This window comes from Halobacillus shinanisalinarum, from assembly GCF_022919835.1.
GTDB classification, from domain to species: Bacteria; Bacillota; Bacilli; order Bacillales; family Halobacillaceae; genus Halobacillus_A; species Halobacillus_A shinanisalinarum.
The window spans coordinates 3,432,988-3,447,500 of record NZ_CP095074.1 but is presented as its reverse complement, the minus strand read 5'-3'; the positions used below and the strand labels follow the sequence as shown (position 1 = coordinate 3,447,500).

Below are 14,513 nucleotides of genomic sequence, written 5' to 3'. Positions count from 1 at the left end.
TGTTGGCCATCGCCTACGCCTTTCGGCCTCGGCTTAGGTCCCGACTAACCCTGAGAGGACGAGCCTTCCTCAGGAAACCTTGGGCTTTCGGTGAAAGAGATTCTCACTCTTTTTTCGCTACTCATACCGGCATTCTCACTTCTAAGCGCTCCACCAGTCCTTACGGTCTGACTTCGCCGCCCTTAGAACGCTCTCCTACCACTGATCCCTAAGGATCAATCCGCAGCTTCGGTGGTGTGTTTAGCCCCGGTATATTTTCGGCGCAGCGTCACTCGACCAGTGAGCTATTACGCACTCTTTCAATGATGGCTGCTTCTAAGCCAACATCCTGGTTGTCTAAGCAACGCCACATCCTTTTCCACTTAACACACACTTGGGGACCTTAGCTGGCGGTCTGGGCTGTTTCCCTTTCGACCATGAACCTTATCACCCATGGTCTGACTCCCAGAACAAAGTCGTTGGCATTCGGAGTTTGACTGAATTCGGTAACCCGGTAGGGGCCCCTCGTCCAATCAGTGCTCTACCTCCAAGACTTTCTATTCTGAGGCTAGCCCTAAAGCTATTTCGGAGAGAACCAGCTATCTCCGTGTTCGATTGGCATTTCACCCCTACCCACACCTCATCCCCGCAATTTTCAACTTGCGTGGGTTCGGGCCTCCAGTCAGTGTTACCTGACCTTCACCCTGGACATGGGTAGATCACACGGTTTCGGGTCTACGACCGCCTACTGCTTCGCCCTATTCAGACTCGCTTTCGCTGCGGCTCCGCTGCTTTAGCTTAACCTTGCAGACGGTCGTAACTCGCCGGTTCATTCTACAAAAGGCACGCCGTCACCCATCAATGGGCTCCGACTACTTGTAGGCGCACGGTTTCAGGATCTCTTTCACTCCCCTTCCGGGGTGCTTTTCACCTTTCCCTCACGGTACTGGTTCACTATCGGTTACTAGGGAGTATTTAGCCTTGGGAGATGGTCCTCCCGGATTCCGACGGAATTCCTCGTGTTCCGCCGTACTCAGGATCCACTCCGGAGAAAAGAAGATGTCGACTACAGGGCTCTTACCTGCTCTGGCTGATCGTTCCAGATCGATTCATCTATCCTCTTTTTTTGTAACTCCAAAGGAGTGTCCTACAACCCCAGAAAGCAAGCTTTCTGGTTTGGGCTGTTTCCGTTTCGCTCGCCGCTACTTGGGAAATCGCGTTTGCTTTCTCTTCCTCCGGGTAATGAGATGTTTCAGTTCCCCGGGTCTGCCTTCCCTTACCTATGTATTCAGTAAAGGATCCTGCTCCATTACGAGCAGGGGGTTCCCCCATTCGGAAATCTTCGGTGCACAGCCTACTTACGGCTTCCCAAAGCATATCGGTGTTAGTCCCGTCCTTCATCGGCTCCTAGTACCAAGGCATCCACCGTGCGCCCTTATTCACTTAACTATTGTCGTCGTGAAAAGACGTTAAAAAATTGATGTTTGATGTCTTGTCATCCCGTGTCGATCTCTATCTAAAGAGGATCGTCACGTTCTGATTATCTTATCCAGTTTTCAAGGTTCACATTGAAAGATCGTTTGATCTCTCAAAACTGAACAACCAACCAGGTACGTCTTCCGTATGCGGCAGCTTCCCGACTTTCTCGAAAGAGAAAGAGGTCGCCTTGCATATGTCCTTAGAAAGGAGGTGATCCAGCCGCACCTTCCGATACGGCTACCTTGTTACGACTTCACCCCAATCATTGGCCCCACCTTCGGCGGCTGGCTCACATAATGTGTTACCTCACCGACTTCGGGTGTTGCCAACTCTCGTGGTGTGACGGGCGGTGTGTACAAGGCCCGGGAACGTATTCACCGCGGCATGCTGATCCGCGATTACTAGCGATTCCGGCTTCATGCAGGCGAGTTGCAGCCTGCAATCCGAACTGAGAATGGTTTTATGGGATTTGCTACACCTCGCGGCTTCGCTGCCCTTTGTACCATCCATTGTAGCACGTGTGTAGCCCAGGTCATAAGGGGCATGATGATTTGACGTCATCCCCGCCTTCCTCCGGTTTGTCACCGGCAGTCACCTTAGAGTGCCCAACTGAATGCTGGCAACTAAGATTAGGGGTTGCGCTCGTTGCGGGACTTAACCCAACATCTCACGACACGAGCTGACGACAACCATGCACCACCTGTCACTTGGTCCCCGAAGGGAAAACCCTATCTCTAGGGCGATCCAAGGATGTCAAGACCTGGTAAGGTTCTTCGCGTTGCTTCGAATTAAACCACATGCTCCACCGCTTGTGCGGGCCCCCGTCAATTCCTTTGAGTTTCAGCCTTGCGGCCGTACTCCCCAGGCGGAGTGCTTAATGCGTTAACTTCAGCACTAAGGGGTGGAAGCCCCCTAACACCTAGCACTCATCGTTTACGGCGTGGACTACCAGGGTATCTAATCCTGTTTGCTACCCACGCTTTCGCACCTCAGCGTCAGAAACAGACCAGAGAGTCGCCTTCGCCACTGGTGTTCCTCCACATATCTACGCATTTCACCGCTACACGTGGAATTCCACTCTCCTCTTCTGTCCTCAAGTTCCCCAGTTTCCAATGACCCTCCACGGTTGAGCCGTGGGCTTTCACATCAGACTTAAGGAACCGCCTGCGCGCGCTTTACGCCCAATAATTCCGGACAACGCTTGCCCCCTACGTATTACCGCGGCTGCTGGCACGTAGTTAGCCGGGGCTTCCTCGTTAGGTACCGTCAAGGTACCGCCCTGTTTGAACGGTACATGTTCTTCCCTAACAACAGAACTTTACGATCCGAAGACCTTCATCGTTCACGCGGCGTTGCTCCGTCAGACTTTCGTCCATTGCGGAAGATTCCCTACTGCTGCCTCCCGTAGGAGTCTGGGCCGTGTCTCAGTCCCAGTGTGGCCGATCACCCTCTCAGGTCGGCTACGCATCGTCGCCTTGGTGAGCCGTTACCTCACCAACTAGCTAATGCGCCGCGGGCCCATCTGTAAGTGATAGCTAGAAGCCATCTTTTACCTTCCTCTCATGCGAGATAAAGGATTACCCGGCATTAGCCCCGGTTTCCCGGAGTTATTCCGATCTTACAGGCAGGTTGCCCACGTGTTACTCACCCGTCCGCCGCTCATTCCACAGGCTTCACCCCCGAAGGGGATCCGCCTGCTTCCTGCGCTCGACTTGCATGTATTAGGCACGCCGCCAGCGTTCGTCCTGAGCCAGGATCAAACTCTCCATAAAAGTTAAAGTTTGACTTGCTCATTTGCACACCGAATGTGCTTGTTTGAATTCTCTCTATTTAATAGAAAGAATGATTTGACGTACTGGTTGGTTCGTTCAGTTTTCAAAGATCAAAAGTTGTTCGCCGCTTCAAAACAGCGACCTAATTAATATATCATGGTGAGTAAGTTACGTCAATAACTTTTTCATGATGTTTTTTAAAGATTTTTAGTTTGTTGCCGTCTCTTAAGGCGACAAGGAATAATATATCACGTAAAATATAACATTGCAATAGTTTTTAAGGAAAAAGATTAGGAATCTACAGGTGGTAAAGAAGTGTTCCCTTCGTTTAGCATAGCTTCGAAGATTTAAGTTCCTGCAGCATTTATATCAAAAGCTTCCTTTAATTAGGTCTCATCTTCTTCCTCCCCTTTCTGTTCATCCTCTTCCAAATCCACACTTTCAAGGTCAAGCCAAGATAGCATTTCCCGTACAACCGTGTTTATCCTTTCATCAACCGTTTCATCACCGTACTTTTTCTTGGCACGCTCAATATTCTCGATAACATCATCACCAAAATGAATAATTGGATCATCATTTTCAAGGTTATTGAAGAGATCAAGAATTTCGTCCAATGCTTTATCGAATTTTTTAGTTTCTAATTCAGTTGCCTTCATTAATCATCACCCAATAAATAGGATATCCAAAAAAGATGTAAAATAAAGATGCGAAAAAGATAATGTGAAAAATCGCCCTTTAACAGCATTCGGGATGTGTGAGATGACCTGTCTATTGTATAATTGTTATAACAAAACAATGAACTAGGAAGAGTGTGATACTTCAAAACGATTGATAGATCCTTAAGGCTCGGTTTACCTAAAAATAAACTAAATGGAAATTAGGTCTCGAAAAGAAGCCATTCCTAAGCACTTGCTATCTAAAGGAGAATCACAATGGATAAACTGTATTTCACATTAGAGGACGATAGGATTAAACACTTGTCACAAATAGATCCAGAGTTAAACAACTTAATTAAGGTTATTGGAACAATCGATATTCCCTTAAAGACAGATTATCATCGATCAATCGTTAAGCAAATAATTGGCCAGCAGTTATCACTGAAGGCAGCCCATACCATCAATACTAGACTAGAAGAAATTTGGCCTAACCTGCAACCAGAGTTATTAGAAGGTCTAAGTGATGAACAAATAAGAAGTGTCGGTGTATCCAGAGCAAAATTAAAATATATAAGGGAATTAACTGAAAAGCACCTATCTAATGAAGTGGATTTTTCCAGTATTCATTTACTAGAAGATGAGGAAGTGATCAAAACTTTAACTGATATAAAAGGAATTGGCAGATGGACGGCGGAGATGTTTTTAATTTTTTCGTTGGGGAGATTAAATGTCTTGTCATATGGAGATGTAAGTATTAAAAATTCGATCAGGTGGCTTTACCAAATGGAGAAAGACGAACCTCTTGACCTAGATTTTCATTATAAAAAGTGGGAACCCTTTAACTCCATTGTTTCCCTCTACCTGTGGAACGCTATTAATTTAGGTATAGTCAAAGGGAAGCCACCTAGAGATTAATCATACAGTGAGTTCTCCGGCGATCTTCAAGCTGAGGAGAACTCACCACAACTTGTTGATGATTACTCTTTGAGCACCATTTCGACAAAGTGGTAAAGGATTTTTCCTGTTAACCCCCAAATCACTTTATCCTTGTAGATGTAAAAGTATTCGTCGATCTGCCTCGTTCGCCAATTGTAATCCTGTCCGCCAACGATAAGATCAAACGGGAAGTCCTCCTCTGGTTTCGCCTCAAAACTCACCTTATGCACTTGTGGCTCTGTTTTTAAAAAAAAGGAAAGTGGAACCGTAAAGAAGTCCTCGACCTCAGCAGGATTTGGTTTAATCGATTCGTGATCATTTATGAACCCTGCATATGGATAGACGATCATGCCAAATGGGGAAACGATGTAATCTAATGGGAACACATCAGAAATGTTCTCGTAGTTAATGCCTAATTCTTCTGTTGTCTCCCTTATGGCTGCGCCTTTTTCCGTTTTGTCCTGGCGATCAATTTTCCCGCCTGGAAAACAGATATCCCCTGGCTGCCTTCGCAGCTTTTGCGAACGAATCTCAAACAAGACATGCCATTCATTGTCTTTTTCAACAAGTGGCAATAGGATAGCAAACTTTGAAAAGTCCTGGCTTCCAAGGATAGAGGGCGTATGTTGTTTTACTTTATTTAAGATTGTCTCTGTGTCCATATTTTCACCTCAACCTTACTTTCTTCTACTATAACAGGTTAAAAGGAAAAACTCGTCCCTTCAACGCTTTATCGTTATATAAAGAGCTTTCCTTAAGAATGTTTATGTTTTATAATTACAAAAAATGAGGTATAGTGTATATAGAAGCTCATATAATAAAAAAGACTGAACGGTGCTGTCAACACCATTCAGCCTAAGTGTAATAGCCCTTCAAGGGGGCAGCTCACATCAGAGTGTCAAAATAATCACCCTAAATGCTTGCTAGGCCTAGGGTGGTTATTTTTTGTTTGACAATATCGCAACAATTAATGTTGCAAACGAGATCATTAAATTATCAATACCTTTGTAAAAAAAGTGTGAGTTTAATAATGTTGTTCCTTTGTAGATATGTATTTAATGAATACAATAAGAACCCAATCTTTTTCTATTGTTTTAAGGGAGGTTGGGTTTTGTTATTCGATAAACGCGCCCTTCGTATTAATTAGGAATTTTGATTTAACAATTCATAGTATGATAATTTACGACCGTCATAATCCTTATCATAAATAAACTGAAATCCAAGTTTGACTAACACTTTCTTTGATTTAAAATTATTTGTTCTTACCCTTGCAGCTAGTTTATTAATCTTAAGGGAATTAAAAGCAAATTTGATTGCTGCGTTTCCTGCTTCTGTAGCATATCCCATACCCCAAAATTTTGGGTCAAGCAAGTAAATAATCTCTATATCCTTTGTGTCATCGATGTACCTCAAACCACAATGACCCATAATTTCCTTTGTAGAATTATTAACTACTGCCCATACACCAAAACTGTGTTGGTTCCAATGTTTTAAAATTTTATTGACGTACTGCTCTGATTCTTCAAAAGTCATTCCATTTCCTATTCCAAGCCATTGGCCCACGCTGTTTTTCTTCACTATTTCGTAAAATTCTGTAATATCCTCGACAGCTAATTGCCTCATAAGAATTCGCATAGTGCTTATATTTATATTGGAATTTTCATTAATTATCTCGTTTTTTCTCATCTATTATCAGAACTCCTTTTCTTATCCAATGCCTTTAGACATATAGTTGAAGCAGTATTTGCGCTCATTCCTTATTAATTTTTGTCATAACGGTAAGCCTTGGCTCGAATCCATATTTTTTATACATCTCTGATATTGGATTTCCTTCAACAATTTTTAAATCAATCATATGTATTTTGTTTTTTTGAAATTCACTCATTGCCCATTCCATTAAAAGTCGCCCATAACCTTCACCACGATATTCTTTATTTACGTATAAATAATCTAATTTCCCATTTTTACCTTCAAAACTAATTTTACAAAATCCAATTGCTGATCCATCCAGCAACACCCCATAGACTAATCCTGAATTCTCCCGTACCTGCTTTTTTATATCATCCAGTGTTTCTCGATACGTCTTTAAAGGATATATACCCTTAAAATTTTGTGCAACGCTATTATGATAATTAGCTAAGTCGATTAAACAGCTCTCTAGAAGTTCAATATCTTCTGTATTCAATACCCTATGCTCCAAGACTAACACCCCTTTAGGGAGAATTACTCCACAATCACAATATAGCCCAAGTTCAGAAGGACACACTTTTTAGATTAGCACGCCCGATAAAGCAAAAGCAGGCGTAGTTTATTCCAGATTTGCGCCCCGATTGCTTAATAAAGACATGATCAAATTCTAAACTATACTCAATATAATTAGCTCAATACACCGTATTTAACATGTATAACTCCTGTTCCTTCGATTACCTCAGTCGATTTCAACGCTACAGTTTCCTGACCAATATGATCAAACAAACGCACACCCCTGCCTAGCAATACTGGGGCAATATGTAGATCTAGCCCATCTAACAAACCCAATTCTATACATTGTTGTGCGACACTTGCAGTGCCGACACTTACATCCTTAGATCCGGCTACTTCCTTCGCTTGTTTAACTGCCTGATCCACTCCATCTGTGATAAAAGTAAATGGTGTCGTACCTTCAGGAGGATCCTTAGGGATACGGTGAGTAAGTACAAACACGGGAACTCTTTCTAGTGGATGACTTCCTCCCCAACCGTTCACGATGTCGTAAGTCCTTCTGCCAACAATCATAGCCCCTGTTTTTTCAGCTGCTGAATCGAAAACGTTCTTGTCGATGCTTGAAAGTTTAAAAAAAGAATTGGTCTGGCTAGTTTCCTCTCCAGAAAACATCCAGGCTTGCAGAATGTCGCCTTTCTCCCCTAAAGGTTGTTTTTGATTATCATTACTGCCTGCTATAAATCCATCGAGAGACATCGAGATATTTAGAATAACTTTACTCATTTCATAACCTCCTCAGCATCATTTTATCACGCAAATGAACAATGTATTTCTTCTCGATTGCTGTATTATTATCCTTCGACAAACTGAAAAATTTATATTCTGGGTATTTATACTTGCGCCACAATCTGGCCCTAAACATAAATAAAGAAGCGCAAAACTTTATTCAAGATTTGCGCCCCGTTTCAAGAAGACTTGATTTCAAGACAATCTTAAAAGACCATCTAGTTAAATTACTTACTCATTAACATCGGAAATTTTATCTTCAATAGTAGGCATCTCAGTGATTACAATCGGTTTACTTAAATCGACATTCGGCAGTTGTTGAGGCTCATTTTTACCAGGCATAGTCTGAACATTTTTAGCTTCTGGTGGTAATGGGTCATCAACAGAATCTGCAATAATGATTTTTTGTTCAATTTGTTTTTTGTCTACAAATGTTTTTTCTTCAGTCTGTTCTTTACCTTGTGATTTCAGTGTGCTTTCACAACCAAATAAAACAACGCATAATGACAAGGTTAAAAAAATGGTGGCTATTTTTTTCATTCAAGCACCCCTTTTACTTATAGACGGTTTAACACCAATAATTGTTACGCCCCTAATTAGAAATTATTCAATTAAACTGCTCCATTATTGAGTACCAACAAGGAAACTCAATCCTTTATTTCATAAAAAATGGCACTTACCTTACTCCAGATAAGCGCCCCGTTTCTATAAGACTCAGCTTCGAGATGAATCCACAAAAAACAAAATCTTGCTCCATTTTGTTTTACTTAGTAAGCATAAGGTAACTAAGTATTGTAGAAAGGAGTCATTCTTATGGAAGTGCTAGCTGTCGTTTTAGTGGCTATCGGCATAATAGCTGTCCGAGTAATCAGTTTTTTCTATCCTAGTTGGAAAGAGATAAAAGGGGAGCATTTATCGGAACGTAAACGCTTTGGCTATGGCGTATTAGGAATCGGTATTTTACTTCTAATGTTTATACTAAGTCAATTCATCATCAGAATATAGGCCCATTACTTTTTATTAAGCAATCGCGCCCTTATCATGAAGACTCAGTTTCAAGATAATTTTCCTCAAAGCAATTACCAAACTTCTATTAGCTGGTATTATTTCCAGTAGGTAGGTCGTTTCATAAACGATAATCTTCAATTGAGTAATAAATTATAATAAAAATGTTCCGCGTCTTTCTCATACCCAATTAATTCATATAAATGTTGTGCCTTGTGATTGTCGCTAGCTGTTTCAAGTGTTAATTCTTTTGCACCTGTTTCTAAGGCGTGTTCCTTTGCTTTTTGCATTAAGCTCTTAGCTACTCCACTTCGCCTCGCAGATTGATCAACATACAGGTCATTTAATATCAATATTTTTGCTAGATTGACTGATGAAAAGGATGGATAAAGCTGAACAAATCCTAATGGTCTTACAGAGCTTGCTTGTTTTTCGATTGCTAAAAAAATCACAGATTGTTGATTTTCCATTCTTTCACGAATAAACTTTTTTCCTTCCTCTACGTTTGATGGTTGTTCGTAAAAGACCCGATATTTGTCAAAAAGGTCGGCAACTAAATCTATTTGATCTAGGTCTGCTTTCATAAGTACAATGTTTTCATCGTTAGTCATATTATTTTCCCTCCTACTTTATGAAAATCTTAAGCCTTAGTCAGCCAAAACGTCTTTGACCTTCGTAATTATTCGAGATATGCGCCCCTTTTCTGGAACAACTCCATTTGACATTAAACATGTAATTCTTGATTTTCGTTTTTCCATAGTGGCCTTCATTCTTCGAATCGTTTCCGTACCCCTTTATTTTCTATCTTTAAAAGTAATAAAGACCGCAAAGGAAAATAATAAGAATATAACAATACCAACACCTATCAATACGTTAATAATCAATTCAATAAAAATCACCCTAACTAATCCTGCTGAAATTATGTAATAATCTCACTCTTTCTTATTTTTTCTTAATAACAATTATTTCAAATTCCTATCAATTGCACAATATGTTACTCCAGAATACTGCCATTCATGCAAAAAAGCGCAAATCCTTTATTCCTGAAATGCGCCCGATAGCTGAATAAGAAACCTCTTATTCAAATACAACCATTTCCCCAACATCTATAAATCCAAATCGCTTGTAGATATTTTTTCCGTCATCTGAAGCCTGTAATATGACTGGCTTTTGTTTATCCTTTGTTTGACTTAAAAGAAATTGAAACATTTCACTACCATACCCTTTACCTCTTACTGTTTCCTTTGTCATCACATCATAAATCCCGTAGCTATCTTTGCCTTTTATTAGTAAACCAGTAGTTACAGCTATTTCGTCTATGCATCCAATAAACATTTGAACGTCCGGACCTAACTTCACTTGTGAAAACTTATTAAAATAGCTTTCCAGGGCATCTTGTTCTGGCGTGCCTTCAAATAAGCTTATAAACACCTCTATATATCTTAAAAGTTCTTCATTATTTTTCACTTGGGTGATTTTTAATTGATTGGAAAACCTTTGATCAACATGGAGCGTATTTTCACGTTTCATCATCACATTACGTTCTGCCTCTTTTAAGTCATATGCTTGCATAAGGTTTTTCCAATCATCATTCATATGCTCAACATCCATCCAAACACTAAATGGATATTCCTTCTTAGAAAAATAATCGAGTCCCTGTCTAACTTTGAATGTTCCTTGTAAGTTTGAAGACTTTGCCAATAGTACATTAAATGTATCAGTAGGTATTTCCGTATTTGCTAAGACGAAATCTTCTGCACTTGTTAGTTCACCACTAACTGCATAAGCAAATGCTTTTAATTTTTCTTCAAAATTGTTTATTACTAATTGTTGATTTGTAATCATGTTTTTGCACCTTTCCATTGTTCAATTATCTGGCCCGTTTGTTGAAGATCAGCTTTCCCCAGTGATTTTATTGTCACTCGAATATGTAACTTAAATCTCTTAGATCTCCTGATATAGCTTACTTAAATGACCTTTTAACTGTTGTTCAAGCTTCTCATTTTCTTTCTCGAGATGTTTAATGCGTTTTTTTAAGGAGTCAATGATGACATCTTTTGATGCATTGCTGGTGTTTATCTTAACCTTTTTAGGTGAAGGAAGCTTTCCCTGTTTTTCACGTAGAGTTTCTATACGCTGTCGTATATTTGAATTTTTATACAAGAAACCTTTTGAAACACCGGCTGTTGTTGAAACTGTATTAAAATTAATAGTCATCTGTTTCCTGATCATTTCGCGTAAGGCTTTTTCGACCTTTTGAATAGACAGTTGCGTCTTCTTCTTGGAGGATTCCTTTATACCCTCTACATTGGGATTATTATTAGCCAATATTATTTCATCTCCTTTTGTTGATTACCAACATATTCTCTTTTTTCTTTTGGCAAACCATACATGCCTTGATCCATTGATAAATCGTTTGCTATTTCCTTGTATTTTGTGAGCTTAGGCTGAATTATCTCAACGGATCGAGTTCTACCTGTCTTTTTATAGATTTCAATGTCAGACTCCATATTCTTAATCTGCTCTTCATAATAAGACAAAAAGGATTGGTCAACGTGAAAACTTCGGCAATTATTCTTGATACACGGTGGTTCAAGAGTTTGATCCAGAAAGTCACATTGAAGCTTAGGGCTTTTCACGCAAAAACCATGGTCGAGTCGAATTGAATCTAAATTGTGGCGTATCCATTCTAGCTCTAATCCGTTTTCCTCTGCCTGCTGATTAAGGTCTGCCCCCACAAGGTTTCCACTCTTACTGAACCTTAAAGCCCCGTTCTCCCGAGCTTTTTCCCACTCTGTTCGAAGTGTATTATCGAAAATTCGGGCGTACACTAGTGTCATTTCCGGGCTTGCATGAGCTAGTAGCTTTTGGACATGAAGAATATTCATTCCATTATTTATAAGATTAACCCCATAACGATGTCGAAAAGCATGGTTACGGAACCAGTAAATTTCCCCATTTGTGTCTAGAATATTGCAGCGATAAGCAAATTTATTTAGGTTACTGATAAACATGGAGCTTGTAATAGGCATGCCTTTTCTTTTTCCACTTAGCATAGGAAACAGAAAATCATTTGGATTTGTTTGTTTTGTAGAAATTTCCCTTGTTAATGCCTGTTGTGATAAAACAATTTTCGCAATTTCTTCGGTAATGGGAACCTTGTGCTCCTTGTATCTTACCTTCCTTTGATCCCCAACCAACCACCAACCATGTTCATTCTGAACCACACAATCTACTTTTAGAGATAATACATCACTGATTCTGAATCCTGATGCCTCCAAAGTTAAAAGTATAGGAATAAATTGTTTTTGAAGTTTATCGATGTGATACATAACTTGTTCCCATATTTCATCTGGCACATATTTAATTTGATCGGGTTTTTGGGGTTCTTTCCTAGGATAATCCCCGGTAAAATAAGAACCTTCACTGGTTTCATGGGAGCTTCTTTCCACTCAAATATCTGCATTTCAGTTAAAAAGGTATTCAAGTTACTTAAAGTTCTTCCAATATACTGATTTGTTGGTGCTTTTGACTTTCCCTTGCCCCTTAAAGGAGTGTTTTTTACCAACATTATAAACTCCTCAATATCTATTCGTCTTAGCTGGTTCAAATCAACCCAATCAGGGTATTTATTGGATATAAAATTAAAAAACAAATATAATTTTGACAAATTTGAAACTGCTGTTCCTAATGTTATGGACATTTGCTCGCAAAGTCGATGTTTAAAATATCTTTTAACCAATGGTCGAAACGAGATAGGAATGTCAGAGAAATCTATACTGTAATGTGATCTTGTAATATTGTAGCGAACACCTAATTTCCTAGCATCCCATCGATCCTTTTCGGTTTCTTTCCTATCATCATAGAAATCATAAAAAAAGTTGTACACCCGTTCATAAAGTTTTAGGTACAATGATTTCCTTTCGTACTTCTTAGTACGCCAAGGTTCACTTGTTCCCTGTTTTCGTATGGTAACAATCCCTTTTCCCTCAAGGTAGTTCTTAAATTCAGGCAAAAATGCTTGTTTAGGAATTTCTATAATCGAGTGCATAGATGGATGTTGTTTGGAAATATATTCTGAAAGTGCTTTCAATTTTCCGGCATTAAATGACCAAACCGTTTTAAAAGAGAACCTCTTATCGACAAGACCCTTATAAATGAAAAATTTAAATTCATTTTTCAAGTGAGGGTTATGAATATAATCAAATCTCAAATTCTTAGTGGTGAAAGAAAATGATTGCCCCTTCGCAAGTGGACAATCATCGAGATTCCAAACATCTCGACTCCAATAGCCAGTTAAATACTTATCAATATTATATTCACGATAGGTTTCATCCATTAAGTTTTTATTCATTTAATTTCCCCTTCTAATTACCATATTTGATCTAGCTTGTTCGTAACTTTCTTTTATAGTTTCATCGGATAGATGGAGATACGTTTGAATAGTTGTCTGTACATGGGCATGTCCTAATAGTTTTTGAATCACAGCTATATCTGTTCCATGTTCGTGTAGCTCTGTAGCAAATGTATGACGCAACTTGTGTGGTGTAAAAGGAACACCTGTTTTTTTCCTTACACGTCGAACTAAGGAACGAACTGCCTGGTCATCCAGTGGCTCTCCGCTATTTTTTCCTGTTAATTTAATAAATACAAAATTCGTGTCGATATTTTGCATATGATAATCTAAAAGATACTCCTGAAATAGATTCATTGTCTCGCTTGAAACAAAGACTTTTCTTTTTTCTCCTTCAATTGTTTTTGACTTTCTAACGGTGATACAGCTCTCACCTATGTTAAAGTCTTCAATCCATAAAGACATGGCCTCGCTAATTCGCAACCCACCCTCATATAAAACTCTTATAAGTAGTTGATCTCGAATGTTATTACATGCAGTGTATAAACATTCAATTTGATCCTTTCTTAACGTTTGCACTAACCGTTTGGGCTCTTTTACTTTCAATATATTTCTGTTTATTTGTTTTCCATTGGAAATATGATGTAAAAAGGGTTTAAATCTTCGAAACCGGGCAGAAAGTTGGTTCTTAGTTTGTTCGTTTATGGTATTCTCGTATTCTTCCGATCTCATCAAATAATCATAGAAACCTATTACACAATTTAATACTATATTTACGGTTCTATCCGACCTTTTTGCCTTTGTTGGTTTCAGTTCAGTTACCTTCAATGACTGTGAAGGTTGTCTTAACCAACCTATAAACGTAGCCAGTAAATCTATATGAACTTCTTTATAGCTAGTATTTACCTCCTCTAGGAATTCAAAGTATAGTTTAAGGTGATAACAGTAAGCCTTTAAGGTGTTTTCTGCTTTCCCGGTAAAATCCAGATATTTAAGGTATTTAATTACCGGCTTAATAGGCTCCCCATAAGAATCAATAAGCATATAGCGTTCCTTATCTTCAATTTTAACTCCCTTAACTTTCATCCAAGCTATCCCCCTATTTATAAATTCTTTATTAACGTTGTAAACTATAAATTTATAGTACAATTATAGAGCTTATAAAGATACTAAAAAGAAGTAAGTTTTAACGTTGGATACGTTATCACCTACTTCTTATAGTAGTACAATTAAATAAGAAACAAAGTCTCAAATACTGTCATCAGGCATCACCCCCTTTCTAAAAAAGGGAAGTGAGCCGCCACCCATGAATAAGCCTTAATACACTATTCTATTATAGCAAAA

At 39.2% G+C, this 14,513-nt stretch carries 14 protein-coding genes and 2 rRNA genes (1 of these 16 running past the window's edge); 2 read left to right on the top strand and 14 right to left on the bottom strand.

Annotated features, from left to right (window positions below):
• The 3 genes from MUO14_RS17090 to MUO14_RS17080 form a co-directional block, all read right to left on the bottom strand.
• Positions 1-1,428, bottom strand: a 23S ribosomal RNA gene (locus MUO14_RS17090) (it extends 1,493 nt beyond the left edge of the window).
• A gap of 233 nt (positions 1,429-1,661) precedes the next feature.
• Positions 1,662-3,230, bottom strand: a 16S ribosomal RNA gene (locus MUO14_RS17085).
• Together the 16S and 23S rRNA genes form the textbook arrangement of a ribosomal RNA operon.
• 386 nt (positions 3,231-3,616) lie before the next feature.
• Positions 3,617-3,886, bottom strand: a complete 270-nt coding sequence (locus MUO14_RS17080) for an atypical membrane-integrating protein (Mistic protein) (protein ID WP_244751801.1) — start codon at positions 3,884-3,886, stop codon at positions 3,617-3,619.
• A gap of 276 nt (positions 3,887-4,162) precedes the next feature.
• Here MUO14_RS17080 and MUO14_RS17075 point away from each other — a divergent pair, with 276 nt between their 5' ends.
• Positions 4,163-4,801: a DNA-3-methyladenine glycosylase family protein gene (locus tag MUO14_RS17075; protein WP_244751800.1), complete on the top strand. Its 639-nt coding sequence runs from the start codon at positions 4,163-4,165 to the stop codon at positions 4,799-4,801.
• Between the two features lie 62 nt (positions 4,802-4,863).
• On the opposite strand, the gene MUO14_RS17070 is transcribed toward MUO14_RS17075, so the two are convergent.
• The 5 genes from MUO14_RS17070 to MUO14_RS17050 all read right to left on the bottom strand — a co-directional run bounded on the left by MUO14_RS17070 (position 4,864) and on the right by MUO14_RS17050 (position 8,350).
• The gene (locus tag MUO14_RS17070) at positions 4,864-5,484 is read right to left on the bottom strand and encodes an NUDIX hydrolase (RefSeq protein ID WP_244751799.1); all 621 of its coding nucleotides are present in this window, start codon (positions 5,482-5,484) and stop codon (positions 4,864-4,866) included.
• A gap of 481 nt (positions 5,485-5,965) precedes the next feature.
• Entirely contained in the window at positions 5,966-6,508 is a 543-nt protein-coding gene (locus MUO14_RS17065; RefSeq protein WP_244751798.1) for a GNAT family N-acetyltransferase, read from the bottom strand.
• 64 nt (positions 6,509-6,572) lie between these two features.
• The gene (locus MUO14_RS17060; RefSeq protein WP_244751797.1) at positions 6,573-7,007 is read right to left on the bottom strand and encodes a GNAT family N-acetyltransferase; all 435 of its coding nucleotides are present in this window, start codon (positions 7,005-7,007) and stop codon (positions 6,573-6,575) included.
• Between the two features lie 191 nt (positions 7,008-7,198).
• Positions 7,199-7,807 carry a dihydrofolate reductase family protein gene (locus MUO14_RS17055; RefSeq protein ID WP_244751796.1) on the bottom strand — a complete coding sequence of 203 codons (609 nt, stop codon included), beginning with the start codon at positions 7,805-7,807 and terminating at the stop codon, positions 7,199-7,201.
• Positions 7,808-8,041: 234 nt separating this feature from the next.
• Complete coding sequence (locus MUO14_RS17050) at positions 8,042-8,350, bottom strand: hypothetical protein (RefSeq protein ID WP_244751795.1); 309 nt, start codon at positions 8,348-8,350, stop codon at positions 8,042-8,044.
• Between the two features lie 273 nt (positions 8,351-8,623).
• Between MUO14_RS17050 and MUO14_RS17045 the strand changes: the two genes are divergently transcribed.
• Complete coding sequence (locus tag MUO14_RS17045) at positions 8,624-8,815, top strand: hypothetical protein (protein ID WP_244751794.1); 192 nt, start codon at positions 8,624-8,626, stop codon at positions 8,813-8,815.
• A gap of 137 nt (positions 8,816-8,952) precedes the next feature.
• On the opposite strand, the gene MUO14_RS17040 is transcribed toward MUO14_RS17045, so the two are convergent.
• The 6 genes from MUO14_RS17040 to MUO14_RS17015 form a co-directional block, all read right to left on the bottom strand.
• On the bottom strand, positions 8,953-9,426 hold the full coding sequence (locus MUO14_RS17040) for a GNAT family N-acetyltransferase (protein WP_244751793.1): 474 nt from the start codon (positions 9,424-9,426) through the stop codon (positions 8,953-8,955).
• Positions 9,427-9,892: 466 nt separating this feature from the next.
• Positions 9,893-10,660, bottom strand: a complete 768-nt coding sequence (locus tag MUO14_RS17035; protein ID WP_244751792.1) for a GNAT family N-acetyltransferase — start codon at positions 10,658-10,660, stop codon at positions 9,893-9,895.
• Positions 10,661-10,759: 99 nt separating this feature from the next.
• Positions 10,760-11,143 (bottom strand): DUF6262 family protein, encoded by a 384-nt coding sequence (locus tag MUO14_RS17030; RefSeq protein ID WP_244751791.1) that lies wholly within the window; start codon positions 11,141-11,143, stop codon positions 10,760-10,762.
• A gap of 2 nt (positions 11,144-11,145) precedes the next feature.
• Complete coding sequence (locus MUO14_RS17025) at positions 11,146-12,147, bottom strand: tyrosine-type recombinase/integrase (RefSeq protein ID WP_244751790.1); 1,002 nt, start codon at positions 12,145-12,147, stop codon at positions 11,146-11,148.
• Complete coding sequence (locus tag MUO14_RS17020; protein ID WP_244751789.1) at positions 12,099-13,169, bottom strand: hypothetical protein; 1,071 nt, start codon at positions 13,167-13,169, stop codon at positions 12,099-12,101. The genes MUO14_RS17025 and MUO14_RS17020 overlap by 49 nt, the downstream gene beginning before the upstream one ends.
• Positions 13,170-14,255 (bottom strand): tyrosine-type recombinase/integrase, encoded by a 1,086-nt coding sequence (locus tag MUO14_RS17015; protein WP_244751788.1) that lies wholly within the window; start codon positions 14,253-14,255, stop codon positions 13,170-13,172. It lies immediately after the preceding gene.
• Between the last annotated feature and the right edge of the window lie 258 nt (positions 14,256-14,513).

What these genes read in the sequence shown, in the direction of transcription:
- MUO14_RS17075 (WP_244751800.1), top strand. Translation starts at nt 4,163, where the DNA reads ATGGATAAACTGTATTTCACATTAGAGGACGATAGGATTAAACACTTG.
- MUO14_RS17080 (WP_244751801.1), bottom strand. Translation starts at nt 3,886, where the DNA reads ATGAAGGCAACTGAATTAGAAACTAAAAAATTCGATAAAGCATTGGAC.
- MUO14_RS17045 (WP_244751794.1), top strand. Translation starts at nt 8,624, where the DNA reads ATGGAAGTGCTAGCTGTCGTTTTAGTGGCTATCGGCATAATAGCTGTC.
- MUO14_RS17040 (WP_244751793.1), bottom strand. Translation starts at nt 9,426, where the DNA reads ATGACTAACGATGAAAACATTGTACTTATGAAAGCAGACCTAGATCAA.
- MUO14_RS17070 (WP_244751799.1), bottom strand. Translation starts at nt 5,484, where the DNA reads ATGGACACAGAGACAATCTTAAATAAAGTAAAACAACATACGCCCTCT.
- MUO14_RS17015 (WP_244751788.1), bottom strand. Translation starts at nt 14,255, where the DNA reads ATGAAAGTTAAGGGAGTTAAAATTGAAGATAAGGAACGCTATATGCTT.
- MUO14_RS17065 (WP_244751798.1), bottom strand. Translation starts at nt 6,508, where the DNA reads ATGAGAAAAAACGAGATAATTAATGAAAATTCCAATATAAATATAAGC.
- MUO14_RS17025 (WP_244751790.1), bottom strand. Translation starts at nt 12,147, where the DNA reads ATGTATCACATCGATAAACTTCAAAAACAATTTATTCCTATACTTTTA.
- MUO14_RS17020 (WP_244751789.1), bottom strand. Translation starts at nt 13,169, where the DNA reads ATGAATAAAAACTTAATGGATGAAACCTATCGTGAATATAATATTGAT.
- MUO14_RS17055 (WP_244751796.1), bottom strand. Translation starts at nt 7,807, where the DNA reads ATGAGTAAAGTTATTCTAAATATCTCGATGTCTCTCGATGGATTTATA.
- MUO14_RS17035 (WP_244751792.1), bottom strand. Translation starts at nt 10,660, where the DNA reads ATGATTACAAATCAACAATTAGTAATAAACAATTTTGAAGAAAAATTA.
- MUO14_RS17050 (WP_244751795.1), bottom strand. Translation starts at nt 8,350, where the DNA reads ATGAAAAAAATAGCCACCATTTTTTTAACCTTGTCATTATGCGTTGTT.